Genomic DNA, 19,810 nt, shown 5'->3' on the forward strand with positions numbered 1-19,810 from the left:
CGCACTCGATCTCGGCAGCCGTGATCGGCCGACCACAGGCGACGCAGGGGTGGCCCCGTCCATATCCCCACCACGTGGCCTGGCAGCCATCGCGAGTCAAGATCCCGGCCGCGAATCGCTCGATGATGGCGCTGAGGAGGAGCTCTTCCTGTGACAAGTTACGTGTCTTCCCCGCTCCGCGCCGTGCAAGTCCGATACCGCCACTCGGGACGAGCCGCGCCCGGGGGCGGGACTCGGGGGCGCCGGCCGGGGTCCCGGTCTGCCGCGATCCGAAACTCCCATCTCGGGCCCGAGTCGTGATAGGCTACCGTCCATGATTTCCGGCCTTTCCACCACGCGCCCTCGCCATCTCGCCGCCCGGCGCCACCGGGGGCCGACGCCCGCTCGCCCCTAGACATGGCCAGGGCGGCCGCGGGAGGGGGCCGCGCCGGCTCCCGGAGCTCGCTCCGCACGACGTTCCTCGCTGTCGCGCTGCTACCGACGCTTCTTTTCGTCGCGATCCTCGGCTACTTCGGCTACGCGCAGGTCAGCCGCGAGAAAGGGGGCGTTCAGCAGGAGGCCCTGTCGCAGGCGCGCGGGATCGCGAGCCAGGTCGAGGGCCACCTCGGCGCCCGGCTCGAGGGGCTCGCCATGGCGGCCGAGTCCGTCGCCGCCAACGCCGGTAACCCACCGGCCATCGAGGCCCAGGCCCGGCGGCTCCGGCAGAGCTTCCCCGACTTCGAGCAGGTTCTGGTCCTGGATCAGGTCGGCGCCGTCGTGGCCGCCGCCACGTCGACTCCGGAGGGCCGGCGGCCAGCCTTCGACCAGGAGTGGTTCAAGCGCGCCGCCACCTCGACGCAACCGCTGATCGGCGAGCCACGCCAGGTCGGTCCGGACATCGTCATCGGTCTCTACGCCCCGGCCCGGACGGCCGACGGTCAGCTCCGGGGCGTGATCGCGGCGGACCTCTCGCTCAAGCGTGTCCAGGACATCCTGGCCCGCGCCCGCCTCCGGACCGGGGCGGTGGCCGAGATCCTCAGCGACCGCGGCGTGGTGGTGGCTCGCCAGCCGGCGCTCTTCCTCATGCAGGACGTCCAGAGGCTGCCGGGCTACGGGGACGTAGTCAACCGCCAGGAGACGGTCGGCGAGCTCGTCTTCGAGGACGGCGAGCGGCGGCTGACCGGCGCCGCGCCGATCCGTCCTGTCGGCTGGACGCTGGCCGTCGGCATGCCGTCGGCCCAGGTCCTCGCCGAGGCGCAGGGCCTGCTCGCGCAGGTCCTGGGCGGAGCCCTGGCCGTCGCGATCCTGAGCCTGGCCCTGGCCCTCACGATCGCCCGGCGCACGTCGCGGGGCATGGAGCGGCTCCGGGCGGCCATGAACCGGCTCGAGGCCGGTGACATCCCCGCGACGGTCCCCGTCACGGTCGGCGGGGAGGTCGGATCGCTGACGGAAGGCTTCAACCGCGTCCTCGGCTGGCTCCGCAGCAAGCTCCACGAGTACGAAGCGCTGAGCCAGGTGGAGGAGGCGGCGGGCGCCGCCATCGGCGGCGGCGAGCGCGCGGCGGGGACGGCGCTTCCGGACCTTCTGCGCAAGGTCGTGGGAGGCATGGGCGCCGACGCGGGTGTCCTCCTCATCCAGGAGGATGGCGGACTCGTCACCAAGGCGGCGGTCGGCTTCGGCGGGGTCCCGACGGACGGCGTCAGCCTGCGTCGGGGCCAGGGCCTGGGCGGCGCCGTCGTCGGCGGACGCGAGGCCGTCGTGATAACCGACGTGGACTCGGACTACCGGGTGGAGGAGCCATACATCAAGGCGGCCGGCCTCAAGTCGGTCATCGGCGTCCCCATCGTGTCGGCGGACCGGGTGATCGGCGCGGTCGAGGTCGGCTACCGGAGCCCCCACAGCTTCACCGATGCCGAGGTCCAGCGTCTGGAGGCCATGGCCCGCCGCACCGCCCAGGCCTTCGAGCACGAGCGCGCCCTCGAGGACGTCCGGCGCAACACGGAGGGCCTCGAGGCCAAGCTGGCCGAGCAGATGGAGGCGCTGCAAAAGTCGGCCATGGAGCAGGCCGAGGCACGCCGGCAGGCCCAGGAGGCGCGCCGCCAGGCCCAGGAGCTCCAGCAGACGATCCGGATGCAGGTGCCGACCGTGAAGGAAGTCATCCGGGCCGATCCGGCGGCCGAGGAGGGCAAGCGCGTCCGGGCCGCGTTGCAGAAGACGGTGAGCGAGGAGCTACGGGTGCCGCTCACCGCCCTCCTCGACCTCCCGCGGTTCCTGGTCGACGGGGTCAACAAGCCGCTCGGCCACGAGGAGCAGCAGCAGCTCGAGATCCTCCACGCCCGCGGCCAGGAGATTCTCGAGCTGATCGACAACCTGGCCATCCTGTCCGGGATCAACGGCGGCCAGGTCAAGATCGCCAAGGCGTCCTTCAACCTGCCGGAGCTGATCCAGCGGGTCGCCCGGAGCCTCCAGCCGCGGGCGGCGGCCAAAGGCAACCGGATCGACACGGACATCAAGCCCGACGTCGGCCAGATCGTGTCCGATCCGAGACGCCTCGAGCAGACCCTGGGCAACATCGTGGCGACCTCGATCAAGTACACGGAGCTGGGGGAGATCCGCATCACGTCGTACCTGCGAGGCAGCGACGTCGTCATCGCGGTCGCCGATGACGGCGTCGGCTTCTCCCCGGAAGAGCAAGCCCGGATCTTCGAGCCGTTTCTCCAGATCGCGCCGCGGGGCGGCCGGAGCCTGCCGGGGACCGGCCTCCTGCTGACGGTGTGCCAGCGCCTGGCTCAGCTCCTGGGCGGCAAGCTCAAGGTCGAGAGCGAGCCGGACCGGGGGACCTGGTTCACGCTCACCCTGCCCGGCCAGTCGTGACGGCGGCCGGTCCGCTCGGTTGCCGAGTCGCATGACGCAGGTGCCGCGTCCGCGCGTCCTCATCGTGGACGACGACTCGGTCGTCCGCGAGACGATCCGCGACTCCGTCGAGCACCTGGGCTACGCGACGCGGGAGGCCGCGTCGGCGGAAGAGGCCCTGCAGCGGATCGCCCAGGAGCTGCCCGACCTGATCCTCCTCGACGTCCGCATGCCGGGGATCACCGGGATCGAGCTCTGCCGCCGCCTCAAGGCCGACCAGGCGACGCACCTCATCCCCATCGTCCTCCTCACCGCGCAGGGAGAGCTGGACACGCGGGTCGCCGGCCTCGAGGCGGGCGCCGACGACTACTTCACGAAGCCCGTCCATCTGCGCGAGCTGCGGGCACGCCTCCGCGCCCTCATCCGCCTCAAGCGCGTGGTGGAGGAGCTCGAGCAGGCGGAGAACATGATCACGACGCTCGCCTTGACCATCGAGGCGCGCGACACCTACACCGCGGGGCACTGCGTCCGGCTCGCGAACTTCGCGGTGGAGCTGGGGGAGCGGCTCGGGCTGCGGGAAGACGAGCTCGGTGCCCTCCGGCTGGGCGGCTTCCTGCACGACCTCGGGAAAATCCAGGTCCCCGACGGGGTGCTGTTGAAGCCCGGGGCGTTGACCCCCGACGAGTGGCGCCTGATCAAGGAACACCCGGCGGCCGGTGACCGGCTGGCGACCCCCATGCGCACGCTCGGGCTCGTGCGTCCCGTCATCCGCCACCACCACGAGCGGATGGACGGCCAGGGCTACCCGGACAAGCTGGCGGGGCAGGAGATTCCGTTCCTGGCTCGGATCATGGCGGTGGTCGACGTCTACGACGCCTTGCGGACGCGGCGCCCGTACAAGCCGCCCCTCGACGAAGCCGAGTCCCTCCGGCTCCTCCACGAGGGGGCGCGCACGGGGCAGCTCGATCCCGAGGTGGTCCGCGTCTTCGTCGAGCTGCGCACGCAGGCGGATCGGAACGCCTAAGAGCCGGAACCCGGAGGCCGGCGTGCCGGCCTGCATCTTCTGTCAGATCGTCGCCCGGCAGAGCCCGGCGGACATCGAGTACGAGGACGGAGAGGTCCTCGCGTTCCGTGACATCTATCCGAAGGCGCCCATCCACCTCCTGATCATTCCCAAGCAGCACATCGAGTCGGTGATGGCGCTCACGCCCGAGGCGGCCCCCCTCGTCGGCCGCCTCATCCTGGCGGCCCGCCGGATCGGGGAGCAGAAGGGGCTCGACCAGCGCGGCTATCGGCTGGCCATCCACTGCGGCCCCGAGGGCGGCCAGCTCGTCTACCACCTGCACGTCCACTTCATGGCGGGACGACGCGAGGAACGGAAAGTCGAGCGCCGCTGAGCCCGCGAGCTGAGCCCGCGAGTTGCCGTGGTCGGAGCCTTCTGCTAGGCTGGGCGCGGTGAGCCCCTCCACGGCGACCCCCCTTCGATCGACACGACCGACGCCGGAGCGCCTTCGCATCGACAATGGCCTGACGGTGATCGCCGAGGCCCACCCGGCCGCCGATGTCGCGGCCGTGCAGCTCTGGGTCCGGGTTGGCGCCCGGGACGAGGTCGGCCCGGAAGCCGGCTTCTCGCACTTCATCGAGCATCTCCTCTTCAAGGGGACCCCGACCCGGGGACCCGGGGTGATCGACGAGACGGTGTCCGGGCTCGGGGGCGAGATGAACGCGGCGACCTCGCACGACTTCACCTACTACCACGTCGTCCTGCCCGCCCGCCACCTCGGCACGGCCCTGGCGGTGGTGGCCGACGCCGCCATGCACGCCGTCCTCGATCCCGCCGAGCTCGAGCGGGAGCGCCTGGTCGTGCTGGAGGAGATCCGTCGCGCCGAGGACAGCCCGGGCGCCTACCTCTGGCGGCTCCTCACGCGGCACCACTTCCCGGACCATCCATACGGTCGCCCGGTGCTGGGAATGCCGGAGAGCATCGGGAGCGCGCGGCGGGACGACCTCGCCGCCTACTACCGGCGTCATTACGCGCCGAACAACGCCACGGTGGTGGTCGCCGGGCGTATCGACCACGGGCACGCGACCGATCAGGTTCGCGAGGCGTTCGCCGGGTGGACGCCGCGGCCGATTCCTGACGGCGGGAGCCGCCGGGCCGGCGACCTCTCGGCGGTCCGTCGTGTCGAGGAGCCCCGACCGCTTCAGCAGGCCTACCTCGGCGTCGCCTGGGCGGGGCCGACGGTCCCGGACCCGGACGTGTACGCCGTCGAGGTGCTCGCCGGGATCCTCGGTCGCGGCCGCGCCTCCCGCCTCAACCAGAGCCTCAAGGAAGAGCGCGGTCTGGTGTCGAGCGTCGGGGCGAGCTTCTACCCGCTGCGGGACAGCGGGATCGTCAGCGTGACCGCCCGGACGAGCGGGGACCGTCGGCACGCGGTGGAAGGCGCCCTCCTGGACGAGATCGAGCGACTGCGAACCGACCTGGTCAGCGACGCCGAGCTCGCCCGAGCCCTCACCGCTGTCGAGGCCGGCTACGCGTTCAGCCGCGAGACCGCCGAGGGCGTGGCGTACGCTTACGGACTGGCGGAGACGGTGTGGACCCTCGACTTCGAGCTGGGCTACCTGGACCAGGTGCGCCAGGTGACGCGCGAGCAGATCCGGGACGCGGCCCGGCGCTATCTGGTCGCGGACCGCTTCACGGCGGCGGTGCTCGCCCCGGAGACGACGGCGCCATGAGCGGCCGGGCGGGCGCGCGCTTTCTGGGCAGGCCCGGCCTGGCGACGCTGGACCCCGGCTCCGGGAAGGCCGCCAGCGCGACCCTGCGCGCGACGCTCCCCAACGGGATGACGGTCGTCGTCCGGGAGAGCGCGGGCGCTCCGGTCGTGGCCCTCACCCTGTTCGTCGGGGTCGGCTCACGCGACGAGACGGCCGAACGGAATGGTGTGACGGCCCTCCTGGGCCGGACGCTCCTCAAGGGGACGCGGACGCGCTCGGCGCTCGAAGTCGCCCAGGCGGCGGAGGACGCCGGCGGCGTACTCGAGAGCGCGACCGACCAGGAGTACTCCGAGCTGCGCGCCCGCGGGCTGGGCCGCCACTGGCCAGCGCTCCTCGCCCTGCTCCACGAGGTGGCCACCTCGCCGGGTCTGGCCGCCACCGAGGTCGAGCGGGAGCGCCAGGCTCTACTCGCCCAGATTCGCGGTCTCGACGACCAGCCCTTTCAGGTGGCGAACCGCCTCCTGAGCCGGGCGCTCTACGGAACCCATCCCTACGCGCTCTCCGCGGCGGGCGAACTGGCGAGCGTGACGAGGCTCGGTGGTGACGATCTCCGGGGGCACTTCGAGACCTTCTATACCCCCGACCGGATGGTCCTCGCCGTCTCGGGGCAGGTCGCGGGCGAGGCGGTCCTTCGTGAGGCCGCCGAGGCGTTCCGCGGCAGCGCTCGCGGGGCGACTGCGGGGGCGCTGCCCCCGCCCCCCGCGCGTCCCGTCACCCCCGGCGTCCGGGAGATCCGCTCGACGCAGCAGACCCACCTCCTCGTCGGGTTCCTCGCGCCGCCTCTCGGACACCCGGACTACGTGCCCTTGAAGGTGCTGACCGCGGTCCTGGGAAGCGGGATGTCGAGCCGGCTGTTTCGCGCCCTCCGCGACGAGGCCGGCCTGGCCTATGCCGTGGGCGCCTTCTACCCGACTCGCCGGGAGACGAGCCGCCTCGTCCTCCACATCGGAACGGCCCCGGCCCACGTGACGGAAGCCGAGGCCGGCCTCCAGCGCGAGGTCGCCCGGCTCCGGGAGGAGCCCGTGCCGGGGGAGGAGCTCGAGCGGGCCAAGACGTTCCTCACGGGGAGCTTCGCGCTCGATCTCCGAACCAACGCGCGGCAGACGTTCTATCGCGGCTTCTTCGAGCTGATGGGCGTGGGGCACGACTACCTCGCCCGCTACGCCGCGGAGATCGAGGCCGTCACGGCCGCCGATCTCGAGCGCGTCGCCCGGCGCTACCTCACGGAGTCGTCGACCGCCGTCGTCGGCCCCGACTAGGGAGTGACCATGCCCCGCGGCTTCCCCAGCCGCCCACGGTCGATGTTCCACTCCGAGCGCGGGCTTCGCCCGCGCCACCTTCTCCTGGGGGTGGGTCTGGGAGGGGGCCGTCGAGGCCCCCTCCCATGATCTAGGGCACGGCCCGGACCGGGGGGAGCCCACCGCGTGCTGCCTCTCAAGGACGACGTCCCGACCCGGTCGTTTCCCGCAGTCACCGTCGCCATCATCGCCGCCAACCTGCTCGTCTACCTCTACGAGCTGGCCCTGGCGCCGCCCTTCGCGCCCTCGCGCGTGGCCGCGGCCGCCGCCGAGCGCGCCTACGAGGCCTTCGTCTTCGAGTTCGGGCTCGTCCCCTGTCGCCTCGGCGGCGTCTGCCCCGCGCGCCTGGCCACGGCGCTGGCGGGCGCCCCGGATCCGTGGCTCACCGTCTTCACCTCCATGTTCGTGCACGGGGGGCTCTTCCACGTCGGCGGCAACATGCTCTACCTGTGGATCTTCGGCAACAACGTCGAGGACTCCATGGGCAAGGGGCGGTTCCTCGTCTTCTACCTGCTGTGCGGCGTGGCGGCGGCCGCCGCCCAGTACCTGAGCGACCCGCGGTCGGCCGTCCCCATGGTCGGGGCCAGCGGCGCGGTTTCCGGGACCCTGGGGGCCTACCTCATCCTCCACCCGAACGCGCGCGTCTGGACGCTCATCATCTTCGGCTTCTTCTGGCGGGTGGTGCCCATCCCGGCCCTGATCGTTCTCGGCTTCTGGATCGTCGTCCAGGTGCTGAACGGCATCATCACCTTCGGAGGCGGCGAGCCCGGAGGCGTCGCGTTCCTGGCCCACGTGGGCGGGTTCGTCGCGGGCATGGCCCTGATCCTGGTGTTCCGGCAGCGCCCCGACATCGCGTACCGTCGGTACTGAGGCGCCCGCCAGCGCTATAATCGCCGTGAGGCAGAGCCCGGAATGAAAGCCGTGCTGATGGCCGGGGGATTCGGGACCCGGCTCCGGCCGTTGACCGCCAACGTGCCGAAGCCGATGGTGCCCCTGGGCAACAAGCCCATCATGGAGCACACCGTGGAGCTCCTGAAGGCCCACGGCTTCGACGATCTCCTGGTGCTCCTCTACTTCCTCCCCGAGGCGATCACGCAGCACTTCGGCGACGGGAGCCGCTGGGGCGTCCGGATGCGGTACGTCACCCCGGCCGCCGACCTGGGCACGGCCGGGGCGGTGAGGTTCGCCACCGAGGCGCTCGAGGAGCCCGCCCTGGTCATCTCGGGGGACATCCTGACCGATTTCGACCTGGGGGCGGCCGTCGCCTTCCACCGGGGAGCCGGGGCCGAGGCGACCATGGTCCTGACCCGCGTCGAGAACCCGCTGGCCTACGGCATCGTGATCACCGACCCGCAGGGGCGGGTGACGCGCTTCCTCGAGAAGCCCACCTGGGGCGAGGTCTTCAGCGACACCATCAACACCGGGATCTATCTCCTGGAGCCGTCGGTCCTGGGCGCCATTCCGGGGGGCCGCGAGTACGACTTCGGAAAGGACCTCTTCCCGGCGCTCCTGCGGGCGGGGCGGGCCGTGGCCGGGCACGTCGCCGACGGCTACTGGCGCGACGTGGGAGATCTCGTGGAGTACCGGCTGGCCCATCTGGACCTCCTCCAGGGGCGGGTGCGCGTCACGCTGCCGGGCCGGCGCGTGGAGGGGCTCGACCGCGACGTCTGGCTCGACGAGGGGGCGCGCGTGGACTTCACCGCCCACCTGAGCGGGGCGGTGATCGTCGGTCGGAATGCGCGCGTGGAGCCGAATGCCCGGATCGCGAACTCGGTGATCGGCCCCGAGTGCTCGATCGGAGAGGGGGCCGTGCTCGACGGCTGCGTGCTGTGGGAAGGCGCCGAGGTCGGTCCCCGGGCGGTCCTCAAGGAGTGCGTGGTGGGGCGGCACGCCGTCATCCGGGCCTACGCGACCGTGCAGGAGGGCGCGATCATCAGCGACCAGTGCCGGATCGGAGCCGAGGCGGTCATCCGCGCCAACGTGAAGGTGTGGCCGTCGAAGGAGGTGGAGGACGGGGCGACCCTGGCCGTGAGCCTCGTCTGGGGCGAGCGCTGGACGCGCAACCTCTTCGGCCGCTACGGCATCACCGGTCTGGCCGGCCACGAGATCTCGCCCGAGTTCGCCTCCAAGGTCGGCGCGGCGCTGGGGGCGGCCCTCGGCCGCCACCGGACGGTCATCACCAGCCGCGACCACCACAAGGCGTCGCGGATGATCAACCGCGCGCTCATGGCGGGACTCATGTCCGTGGGGGTAGATGTCCAGGACCTGGGGGTCGCGCCGGTGCCGGTGGTGCGGTATCAGATCCCGGCCCTCGGGCTGGCCGGCGGGACCCACGTGCGGAAGTCGCCCTACGACCCCGAGCTGCTCGACGTCAAGGTCATCGATCATCGCGGGATGGATCTGGGCGCGGACCGCGAGAAATCGGTCGAGCGCATGTTCTTCCGGGAAGACTTCCAGCGGGCGCCGATGGCGGAGATCGGCACCCTGTCCTTCCCGCATCAGGGTACCGACCGGTACCGGGACGGCCTCCTCCGGTTCGTCGATCGCGAGGCCATCCGCCGCGCCCGCTTCCGGGTCGTCCTCGACTACGCCTTCGGGCCGGCCTCGGCGATCTTCCCCTCGGTGCTCGGCGAGCTGGGAGTCGACGTCATCTCGCTCAACGCCTACCTCGACGAGACGCGGATCTCCAAGACGGCCGAGGAGTTCCGGCGCTCGCAAGAGCAGCTCTCCAACATCGTCCGCACCCTCGGCGCCGACCTCGGCCTGCTGCTCGACACCGGGGCCGAGAAGCTCTTCCTGGTCGACGACAAGGGCGACATCGTCTCCGGCGACTTCGCGCTGGCGCTGGTGGCGCTGCTCGTCATGCAGACCTCGGAACGGGGAACCATCGCCGTTCCCGTGACGGCCTCGCGGGTCCTGGAACAGCTCACCGCGGCCCACGGCTTCACGCTCGCCCACACCCGGGCCAGCCCTCGCGCGCTCATGGAGCAGGCCGCCCAGCGCGGCATCGTCTTCGTCGGCGAGGAGCGCGGCGGCTTCATCTTCCCCGGCTTCCAGCCGGCCTTCGACGCCATGCTGGCCACCGTGAAAATCCTGGAGATGATGGCGCGGCTCGAGGTGCGCCTGCACCCGCTCGGCCGCTCCGTGCCGCCGAGCCACCTCGTGCGCGACCACGTCCCGTGCCCCCACGAGCGGAAGGGGGCGATCATGCGCCGCCTGCTGGAGGCGACCCGCGACGAGACGATCGAGCTCGTCGACGGCGTGCGCGTCCGCATGGGGGACGACTGGGTCGCCGCCATCCCGGATCCCGACCGCGCGCTGTTTCACGTCATCGCCGAGGCCGGGACCCGGGCGCGGGCTCAGGAGCTGGCCGATCGGTACAAGAACCTGATCGCGAGCTGGCGCAATGAGCGACGGTAGCCCCGCCGGCAGCGAACCGAACGCGCGACCCCCAGGTGGGGGGGTCCAGGGGGGGAGTGGGTGGGACTCCCCCCCTGGGAGAATGAGCGACGGTAGCCCCGCCGGCGGCGAACCGAACGCGCGACCCCCGCTCACCCCGATCCGCTTCGGCACCTCCGGCTGGCGGGCCCGAATCGCCGGGGACTTCACGTTCGCCAACGTGCGCCGGCTGACGGCCGCCATCGCCGAGCACCTCGTCGAGTCGGGGGAGGCCGGCCGCGGCGTGGTCGTCGGCTACGACACGCGCTTTCTCTCCGAGGACTTCGCCGCCACCGCGGCCGGCACCCTGGCCGCCTACGGCGTCCGCAGCCTCCTGTCCGTGCGGGATGTGCCGACTCCGGTCGTGGCCCATGCCGTTCGGGAGCGGGCGGCGGCCGCCGGGATCACCATCACGGCCAGCCACAACCCCGCTCCCGACAACGGGATCAAGCTCACCGGTCCCACCGGCGCGCCGGCGCTTCCCGAGGTGACGAAGGCGATCGAGGCCCGGGTCGCCCGCCTCAGCCACGGAAAGGCCATCAGCCTCGACGAGGCGCGCACGCGCGGCCTGACCCAGGACGCCGACTTCGCCCCCGCCTACCTGGCCCACTGCCGCAAGATGGTGGACCTCGACGTCCTCGGGCGGGCCCGCCTGCGCCTCGTGGTCGACGTGATGCACGGGCCGGCCCGCGGCTACCTCGACCACCTCCTCCGCGAGGCCGGGGCCGACGTCACGCTGCTGCACGGCGAGCGGGACGTCACCTTCGGCGGCCACCCGCCGGAACCGGCCGAGGAGCACCTCGGCCCCCTGATCGCGGCCGTCCGCGAGCAGGGCGCCCATCTCGGGTTGGCGACGGACGGCGACGCGGATCGGTTCGGGATCGTGGACCGGGACGGCGCCGTGATCCCACCGAACCCCATCCTCGCCCTGGTGCTGCGCCACCTCCTGCGCCACCGGAAGTGGCGGGGCGGCGTCGCGCGGAGCGTGGCCACCACGCACCTCCTGGACGCCCTGGCCGCCGCCTACGGCTGCCCGCTCCACGAGACGCCGGTCGGCTTCAAGTACGTGGGCGAGCTGATCACCCAGGGCGCGGCGATCTTCGGCGGGGAGGAGTCCGGGGGAATGAGCCTGAAGGACCATCCCCCGGAGAAGGACGGCATCCTGGCCGGGCTCCTGGTCGCCGAGCTCACGGCGGTCGAGGGCGTCTCGCTCGGCGCGCTCCTGGAGCGGCTCTACGGGGAGGTCGGGCGGCTCCTGTCGATCCGGATCAACGTCCCGCTGTCGGAAGCCGTGCGGCGCGCCCTCCCGGAACGCATCGCCACGCCGCCCCCGAGCCTGGGCGGGGCCCGCGTGCTCCGGGTCCAGACGACCGATGGGCTCAAGCTCTTCTTCGACGGAGGCGGGTGGGTCCTCGTGCGTCCGTCCGGGACCGAGCCCGTCGCGCGCCTCTACGTCGAGGCGCCGGATGACGCGACCCTTGGCCGCCTCCGCGACGCCGCGCTCGGCTACTTCTTCCGGTAGCCGCGACCGGCGGCGCCTGGATCAGCTCCTGGTGGAGCGGGGCCACGCCGAGAGTCGCGCCGAGGCGGCCCGCCTCATCCTCGCCGGGCGCGTCCGGAGCGCGGGCCAGCGCCTCGACAAGCCGGGACGGCTGGTCCGGGTCGACCTCCCGCTCGACCTGGAGGCGGCGGCCCCGTACGTCGGGCGGGGAGGCGAGAAGCTGGCCGCCGCCCTCGACGCCTTCGGCGTCTCGCCGGCGGGTCGCGTGTGCCTGGACGTCGGGGCATCGACCGGAGGATTCACGGACTGCCTGCTCACGCGTTGCGCCCGGCACGTCTACGCGGTCGACGTCGGGCACGGCCAGCTCCACCCGCGCCTTCGCGCCGACGCGCGGGTCACAGTCCTGGAAGGCGTGAACGCCCGCCACCTCGCGCCGTCCCGATTCGCCGAGCTCCCGAGTCTGGCGACCGTCGACGTCTCCTTCATCTCGCTGGACAAGGTGCTGCCGGCCGTCACCGACTGTCTGGGGACGGAGCGTCCCCGGGACATCGTGGCGCTCGTGAAGCCCCAGTTCGAGGTCGGGCGGGGCCGGGTCGGGAAGGGGGGCGTCGTGCGGGACCGCGAGCGGCACCGGGAGGTGCTCCTCCGGCTCGGGGCCTTCGCGGCGGCCCGCGGCCTCGCGCCCCGGGCGGTGGTCGCCTCCGCGCTCCGCGGCGCCAAGGGCAACCGCGAGTTCTTCCTCCACCTCCAGCCGGGCGAGGCGGCCCTGCCGGCGCCCTTCGACGCCCTCGTGGCGGCGGCGGTCGACGCGTGACGCGCATCGGCATCATCGCGCGGGGAGACCGCCCCGACGCGCGCAGCGTCGTCCGGGAGCTCGTCCAGTGGCTCCAGGCGCGCGGGTGCCGGGTGGTCGGCGACCGCGAGACGGCCGGGCTGCTCCCCGAAGGCACGACGGCCGTCGACCGGGCCGCGCTGCCGGCCGAGGTGGATCTGATCGTGGTCCTCGGCGGGGACGGCACGCTGCTCTCGGTGGCCCGGCTGGTTGACGGCCTCGACGTTCCGATCCTCGGGGTCAACCTCGGGGGCCTCGGCTTCCTCACGGCGACGACGCTCGAGGCGCTCTTTCCGACCCTCGATGCGGTGCTGCGGGGCGACTACACGGCCGAGGACCGGATGGTCCTGGCCGCCACGCACAGCCGCGGCGGCGAGGCGCTGGCCGATTACCTCGCGCTGAACGACGTCGTCATCGCCAAGGGGGCCCTGGGCCGCCTGGTCGACCTCGAGGTGTCCGTCGACGGCCAGATGGTGACCGCCTACCGCGCCGACGGGCTGATCATCGCCACCCCGACGGGCTCGACGGCTTACAATCTCTCGGCGGCGGGGCCCATCCTGTTCCCAACCATGGACGCCATCGTCCTCACGCCGATCTGCTCCCACGCCCTGACGAACCGCCCGATCGTCCTTCCGGGCACGGTGGAGCTCGAGGTGGGCCTCTTGACCGATACGCCGGATGTCGCGCTCTCGCTCGATGGGCAGGCGGGGCTCGCGCTGACCGCCAAGGACGTCATTCGCGTCCGGCGCGCCGGTGCCCGGATCCGTCTCATTCGGGACCCGCAGAAAACCTACTTTCAGGTGCTACGGACCAAGCTAAAATGGGGCGAACGTTGAGGGCGTGACGCCGTGCTCAAAGAGCTGCGCATCCGGAACCTGGCGATCATCGACGCGGTCACCATTCCGTTCAGTCCCGGCCTCAACATCCTCACGGGCGAAACGGGCGCCGGCAAGTCCATCATGATCGACGCCCTGACCCTCCTCCTCGGCGAGCGGGCCCAGCCCACCGAGACCATCCGGACCGGCGCCGAGTCCGCGACCATCGAGGCGGTGTTCACGCTGCCCCGGAAGAGTCCCGTTCCGGCGCTCCTCGACGCGCATGGGTTCGCGCTCGACGAGGGACAGCTCGTCGTGCGCCGCGAGCTGGTCCGGGGCGGGCGAGGCCGCGCCTTCCTGAACGACTCGAATGCGACCCTGTCGGTCCTCGAGAAGCTCGGGGAAGCGCTGGTCGAGGTCCATGGCCAGCACGAGTCGCAGGCGCTCCTGCGCCCGAGCCGGCATCTGGACCTGATCGACGCCTTCGGGGGACTCGGCATCCTGCGCGAGAAGCTCCGGCAGCGGTACGAGGAGTGGCAGACGGTCGCCGCCGAGCTGGCCGATCTGACGGCGGCCGCCCGGGACAAGGCCTCACGGCTCGAGCTCTATCAGACGCAGATCGCCGAAATCGAGGCCGCACGCCTCCAGCCGGGCGAGGAGGAGACCCTGCGGGAGGAGCGGAAGCGCCTGCAGAACGCCGAGCGCCTCGCCGAGGGGGCGACCGCCGCCTACACGCACCTCTACGATGACCCCGGCGCCGCCGCGGCGCGGCTCGGTCAGGCCACGGCGGCGCTTCGCGAGCTGGCCAAGGTCGACCCGTCCCTGGCGGCCACCGTCCAGGCCCTGGACGTCTCGGCCGTCCAGCTCGATGAGGCGGTCCGGGCGCTTCGGAGCTACCGGGACACCATCGTGTTCGATCCGCCGCGACTCGACGAGATCGAGCGGCGGCTCGACGAGGTCGGGCGGCTCCGGCGGAAGTACGGCGACACCGTCGAGGTCGTGCTGGCCGCGCGCGATCAGATGGCCGCCGAGCTCGACAAGCTGACGCACGGGGACGAGCAGAGCCGTCAGCTCGGCGAGCGGCTGGAAAAGCTCCGGACCGAGCTCGGCACGCGGGCGGCCGACCTGTCGGCCCGCCGCGGCCAGGCCGCCGCCCAGCTCGAGAACCTGGTCACCGCCGAGCTGACCGAGCTCGACATCGACAAGCCGGTATTCAAGGTGCGGTTCAGCCGGGAGCCGGCCGGAGAGGGCGAGATCGCCGTCGGCCCTGAGGGCTGGCGGCTGCAAGCCCGCGGCGTGGATCAGGCGGAGTTCCTCTTCTCCCCGAACCCGGGCGAGGAGCCCAAGCCCCTTGCCCGGATCGTCTCCGGGGGAGAGCTCTCGCGGACGATGCTCGCGCTCAAGGTCATCCTGGCGGCCTCCGACGCCGTCCCGGTCCTGATCTTCGACGAGGTGGACGCGGGGATCGGCGGCAAGACGGCCGACATCGTCGGGCGGAAGCTCCGCCAGGTCGCCCGTACCCGGCAGGTGCTGTGTATCACCCATCTTCCCCAGATCGCCTGTTATGCGGATCACCACCTGCTGGCCGAGAAGCGGGTCGAGGAGGACCGGACCGTCACCACCGTGACCGTGCTCGGCAAAGAAGAGCGCGTTCGCGAGGTGGCCCGCATGCTGGGTGGTGAGTCGGTGACGGAGACGAGCCTCCAGCACGCCGTGGAGCTGATCGGCCAGGCCCGCCCGCGCTGAGCCGGCCCTGCCCCGCCACGCCCGTCCCGGTCGGAGGGTAGCCTTCCAAGCCCGCATTTCTTCGACGGTCCTCGTGGGTTACCCCGACGCATTTTTCTTGACACCCCAAAAACCCCGCTCGTATAATCGCGCCGGTTTTGGCCAATGTTCACCTGTTGCAGAGGGAGGGTAGGGAAGGATGGGCAAGACGGGTAGGGTGAAGTGGTTCAGCGACGCGAAGGGGTACGGGTTCATCGAGCAGGAAGACGGGGAGGACGTCTTCGTTCATTACTCGTCGATCCAGGGTGAGGGCTTCAAGACCCTCTCGGAAGGGCAGAAGGTCGAGTTCGACGTCACCCAGGGCCCCAAGGGTCTCCAGGCGACGCGGGTCGTGAAGCTCTAGGGCTTCACCCTCCGCCCTTTGCCCCCGACCTGGTAACGGGTCGGGGGCGTTTTCTTTTTCGGAGGGGGGCGATGCCCCCTTCCGAGGCCTCCCCCCGGGGGTGCGCGGGCGAAGCCCGGGCGCGAAGCGCTCCGGTCCGAGCTGACGGACGGGCCGTCGTGACAGGACTCAGGCCCGTCGGCGATGTTAGAATGAGGCCGGGATGATCGAGTTCGTCCTGCGCCAGATCTTCGGCTCCAAGCACGACCGGGACGTCAAGCGGCTCCGGCCCCTCGTGGCGGCCGTCAACGCGCTCGAGCCCGAGCTCACCGGCCTCACCGACGCCGAGCTCCGCCAGCGGGCCGACCGCCACCGCGAGGAGCTCCGGGATGAAGGCCGCGAGCTGGAGGACTGCATCCCCGAGGTCTTCGCCCTCGTCCGGGAGGCCGGCCGGCGCCGGCTCGGGATGCGCCACTTCGACGTGCAGCTCATGGGGGGCGCCGTCCTCCATCAGGGCACGATCGCGGAGATGGCGACCGGCGAAGGGAAGACCCTGGTCGCCACGCTCCCGGCGGTGCTCAACGGGCTGACCGGGCGCGGCGTCCACATCGTGACGGTGAACGATTACCTGGCGCGCCGCGACGCCCAGTGGATGGGGCCGCTCTATCACCTCCTGGGTCTCTCGGTCGGCGTGATCCAGCACGAGGCCTCGTTCCTCTACGATCCGAACTCCCCGTCGAACGACGCTCGCTTCGCCAATCTCCGCCCGTGCTCCCGGCGCGAGGCCTACCAGGCCGACATCACCTACGGCACCAACAACGAGTTCGGCTTCGACTACCTCCGCGACAACATGCGCTTCGCGCTCGAGGAGCTGGTCCAGCGCGAGCTCCACTACGCGATCGTCGACGAGGTGGACTCCATCCTCATCGACGAGGCGCGGACGCCTCTCATCATCTCGGGGCCGGCCGATGAGTCGACCGACCTCTACTACAAGATCGACCGGATCATCCCGCGGCTCAGCCGGGCGGCGACGATCACCGAGGGCAAGCTCCACGAGATCGAGGAAGTGCGGAGCGGCGACTACATCGTCGACGAGAAGGCCAAGACGGTCAGCCTGACCGAGACCGGCGTGGCCCGGTGCGAGCAGCTCCTGGGGATCCAGAACCTCTACGATCCCACGCACATCGACACCCTCCACCACGTCAACCAGGGACTCCGGGCCCACTCGCTGTTCAAGCGCGACGTCGATTACATGGTCAAGGACGGCCAGGTGATCATCGTCGACGAGTTCACCGGCCGGCTCATGCCCGGCCGGCGCTGGTCGGACGGCCTCCACCAGGCCATCGAGGCCAAGGAAGGCGTGCGGATCGAGCGGGAGAACCAGACCCTCGCCACCATCACGTTCCAGAACCTCTTCCGGATGTACGAGAAGCTGGCCGGCATGACCGGGACCGCCGATACCGAGGCGGCCGAGTTCGCCAAGATCTACAAGCTCGACGTGGTGGTCGTCCCCACCAACCGAACCCTGATCCGGACGAACCACCCCGACGTCGTGTACAAGACCGAGCGCGAGAAGTTCGACGCGGTGGTCGGCGAGATCAAGGACCTCTACGAGAGAGGCCGGCCGGTCCTGATCGGGACCGTCTCCATCGAGAAGTCCGAGCGCCTCTCGAAGCTCCTCAAGAAGCAGGGCATCTCCCACCAGGTGCTGAACGCCAAGTACCACGAGAAGGAAGCGGAGATCGTGGCCCAGGCCGGCCGGTTCGGCGGCGTCACCATCGCCACCAACATGGCCGGCCGGGGGACGGACATCCTGCTGGGCGGGAACCCCGACTTCCTGGCCAAGGAGCTCCTCCGCAAGCGCGGGCTCGACCCGCTCAGCGCCGCGGAGGCCGAGCGCCAGGCGGCCTTGGTCGAGGCCAAGGGCGTGACCGACGAGGAGCACCGCCAGGTGGTCGAGCTGGGCGGCCTCCACATCCTGGCGACCGAGCGGCACGAGTCGCGGCGCATCGACAACCAGCTCCGGGGCCGGGCCGGCCGGCAGGGCGACCCGGGGTCCTCCCGCTTCTACCTCTCGCTGGAGGACGACCTCCTCCGGATCTTCGGCTCCCAGCGGATCCAGAAGATCATGGACAAGCTCGGCATGGAGGAAGGCGAGCCGATCGAGCATCGGCTCGTCACCCGGGCGATCGCGACCGCTCAGAAGCGGGTCGAGAACCACCACTTCGAGATCCGCAAGCATCTCCTCGAGTACGACGACGTCATGAACAAGCAGCGCGAGGTCATCTACGGGATGCGTCGCGAGATCCTGGCGGGCGAGAGCCAGGAGGAGACGATCCGCGAGTGGCTCGAGGAGCTGCTCGACGGTATCGTCGACACCTACGCGGCCGCCGACGCCCACCCGGAGGACTGGGACCTGGCCGGACTGGCCGAGGCCATGAACCGGCAGTTCGACGTGAAGCTCCCGGCGGCGGTCCAGACCCGCGAGGCGATGTCGCGCGAAGCGACCCGGGAAGCCCTGTGGGAGGCCGTCCAGGCGCGCTACACGGCCCGGGAGCAGGAGGTCGGGGTCGAGGTGGTGCGGCAGCTGGAGCGCTGGGTCATGCTCCAGATCATCGACGTGCAGTGGAAGGACCACCTGCTCTCGATGGACCACCTGAAAGAGGGCATCGGCCTCCGGGGCTACGGCCAGCGCGACCCGCTCACCGAGTACAAGCGCGAGGCGTTCGACCTCTTCGAGGAGATGGTCGGCCGCGTCAAGACCATGGTCGTCGAGTGGCTGTTCAAGATCCAGGTGGCCCGCGAGGTCCAGGACGCGCCGCGGCCCGCCACGCCACGCCCGGCCAGCCCGGGGCGCGCGGTGGCCCTCTCCCACGGGCCGGCCGAGCGCCGCCCCGAAACGGCGCGCTCCGGCCAGAAGGTCGGGCGGAACGAGGCCTGCCCCTGCGGATCCGGCAAGAAGTACAAGAAGTGCTGCCTGGCCAAGAACGGGTGACGGCCACGGCCGACGGGAGCGAGACCGCCGAACCCGCGCCGCCTGACCTGCCCGGCCCCCTCGATCCGACCCGGACGACTCCCCCCGGCACCGACCTGCCGGAGACGCATCGTGCCGGCACGGCACTTCCTGTGGACCTGCCCGCCGTGGCCGAGCGGCGGGTCCCGCGGCTCCTGGACCTGGTGGCGGCGGGCGGGCTCTACGCCGGGCTCCTGCTCGGGCTCGTGACACTGGTCGACCCCGACCTCCTGGCCCGCGCCGAGGCCGAGCCGCGGACCTTCCTCCTGGTGCAGGCGCTCGACGACGGCATCCTCACCGGCATCGCCCTGCTGTTCGGGCTCTGGCGTTTCCCCGGGTCCTGGGAAGCCCTCGGCTTCCGCGCCGTCCGCCGTCGCTGGTGGGTGATCGGGGCCGCCAGCGGGGTCGGCGCGGCAGCCCTGGCCTGGGCCGTGACGGCCGCGCTCGATCTCGGCGGCTGGCCACCTCCCGGCCACCCGGTCGACACGATCCTCGAGCGGGTGCGGACCCCCGGCGACCTCCTGATGGTCCTGCTGGCCGTCACGGTGCCCGTCGCGATCGGCGAGGAGGTCTTCTTCCGTGGCTACGCGTACCGGCTCCTCCGGGGCCGCTTCGGAGTCTACGCCGGGATCGGCGCGACGGCCTTCCTGTTCGCGCTGGTCCACGGGCTCGAGCCGAACGCGTGGGGCCCGATCCTCCCCGTCGGCCTCGTCTTCGGCGTGCTCGTCGAGCGGAGCGGGTCGCTCGCACCCGCCATCGTCGGCCATGCCGCCGTCAACGCGCTCGCCGTCCTCGTCGGCTAGGTTCGTCGGGGGGTCTCGGAAGACCCCCCGATGCCCCCCCGTCGTGGCGGCGGCGAAGCCGCCGCTCGGAGCACTCTTCGATGCACCACGCGCTCGGTGGCCGCCGCCGGGATACTCCGACAGGCTCCTGGTTCCTTCGGTGGGGGGTGTCCGCAGCCCCCTCCGGATACCTAGATCTAGGGCCCCCTGGGGCGGATGGGGGCGACCCCTTGTATTTTTTTCTTGGCGGGACCCATGGCCTGTGTTACTAAGATTTCAGGGGTATGCGCCTTCAAGGGCTCACGCTGTTCGGCTTCAAGTCGTTCGCCGATCGAACCGACGTCAAGATTCTCCCCGGCATCACCGCCATCGTCGGCCCCAACGGCTGCGGCAAGACCAACATCGCGGACGCGCTCC

At 71.5% G+C, this 19,810-nt stretch carries 15 protein-coding genes; all 15 read left to right on the forward strand.

Annotated features, from left to right (window positions below):
- Positions 1-396: 396 nt before the first annotated feature.
- Positions 397-2,853: an ATP-binding protein gene (locus VGW35_15665; GenBank protein HEV8309097.1), complete on the forward strand. Its 2,457-nt coding sequence runs from the start codon at positions 397-399 to the stop codon at positions 2,851-2,853.
- 31 nt (positions 2,854-2,884) lie between these two features.
- The gene (locus tag VGW35_15670) at positions 2,885-3,856 is read left to right on the forward strand and encodes an HD domain-containing phosphohydrolase (protein HEV8309098.1); all 972 of its coding nucleotides are present in this window, start codon (positions 2,885-2,887) and stop codon (positions 3,854-3,856) included.
- Between the two features lie 22 nt (positions 3,857-3,878).
- Positions 3,879-4,229: a histidine triad nucleotide-binding protein gene (locus VGW35_15675; GenBank protein ID HEV8309099.1), complete on the forward strand. Its 351-nt coding sequence runs from the start codon at positions 3,879-3,881 to the stop codon at positions 4,227-4,229.
- 58 nt (positions 4,230-4,287) lie between these two features.
- Positions 4,288-5,568: a pitrilysin family protein gene (locus VGW35_15680; protein HEV8309100.1), complete on the forward strand. Its 1,281-nt coding sequence runs from the start codon at positions 4,288-4,290 to the stop codon at positions 5,566-5,568.
- Positions 5,565-6,866: a pitrilysin family protein gene (locus VGW35_15685; protein ID HEV8309101.1), complete on the forward strand. Its 1,302-nt coding sequence runs from the start codon at positions 5,565-5,567 to the stop codon at positions 6,864-6,866. Before VGW35_15680 ends, VGW35_15685 begins: the two co-directional genes overlap by 4 nt.
- 165 nt (positions 6,867-7,031) lie before the next feature.
- Positions 7,032-7,775: a rhomboid family intramembrane serine protease gene (locus tag VGW35_15690; GenBank protein ID HEV8309102.1), complete on the forward strand. Its 744-nt coding sequence runs from the start codon at positions 7,032-7,034 to the stop codon at positions 7,773-7,775.
- A gap of 42 nt (positions 7,776-7,817) precedes the next feature.
- A complete protein-coding gene (locus tag VGW35_15695; GenBank protein ID HEV8309103.1) occupies positions 7,818-10,325 on the forward strand; it encodes a sugar phosphate nucleotidyltransferase in 2,508 nt (835 codons plus the stop codon).
- 82 nt (positions 10,326-10,407) lie between these two features.
- Positions 10,408-11,865, forward strand: coding sequence for a phosphoglucomutase/phosphomannomutase family protein (locus tag VGW35_15700; GenBank protein ID HEV8309104.1), 1,458 nt, complete (start codon positions 10,408-10,410; stop codon positions 11,863-11,865).
- On the forward strand, positions 11,810-12,658 hold the full coding sequence (locus VGW35_15705; GenBank protein HEV8309105.1) for a TlyA family RNA methyltransferase: 849 nt from the start codon (positions 11,810-11,812) through the stop codon (positions 12,656-12,658). The genes VGW35_15700 and VGW35_15705 overlap by 56 nt, the downstream gene beginning before the upstream one ends.
- Positions 12,655-13,512: an NAD(+)/NADH kinase gene (locus VGW35_15710; GenBank protein ID HEV8309106.1), complete on the forward strand. Its 858-nt coding sequence runs from the start codon at positions 12,655-12,657 to the stop codon at positions 13,510-13,512. The genes VGW35_15705 and VGW35_15710 overlap by 4 nt, the downstream gene beginning before the upstream one ends.
- Before the next feature lie 12 nt (positions 13,513-13,524).
- Positions 13,525-15,237: a DNA repair protein RecN gene (gene recN / locus VGW35_15715; protein ID HEV8309107.1), complete on the forward strand. Its 1,713-nt coding sequence runs from the start codon at positions 13,525-13,527 to the stop codon at positions 15,235-15,237.
- A gap of 178 nt (positions 15,238-15,415) precedes the next feature.
- Positions 15,416-15,619, forward strand: a complete 204-nt coding sequence (locus VGW35_15720) for a cold-shock protein (GenBank protein ID HEV8309108.1) — start codon at positions 15,416-15,418, stop codon at positions 15,617-15,619.
- Between the two features lie 202 nt (positions 15,620-15,821).
- The gene (gene secA, locus VGW35_15725; protein HEV8309109.1) at positions 15,822-18,593 is read left to right on the forward strand and encodes a preprotein translocase subunit SecA; all 2,772 of its coding nucleotides are present in this window, start codon (positions 15,822-15,824) and stop codon (positions 18,591-18,593) included.
- Positions 18,569-19,414 carry a CPBP family intramembrane glutamic endopeptidase gene (locus VGW35_15730; protein ID HEV8309110.1) on the forward strand — a complete coding sequence of 282 codons (846 nt, stop codon included), beginning with the start codon at positions 18,569-18,571 and terminating at the stop codon, positions 19,412-19,414. Before secA ends, VGW35_15730 begins: the two co-directional genes overlap by 25 nt.
- Before the next feature lie 263 nt (positions 19,415-19,677).
- Positions 19,678-19,810 (forward strand): AAA family ATPase (locus VGW35_15735; GenBank protein ID HEV8309111.1); only part of this gene is annotated, 133 nt, incomplete at its 3' end.

The sequence above is a fragment of the Candidatus Methylomirabilota bacterium genome (genome assembly GCA_036005065.1).
GTDB lineage: Bacteria > Methylomirabilota > Methylomirabilia > Rokubacteriales > DASRDR01 > DASYQW01.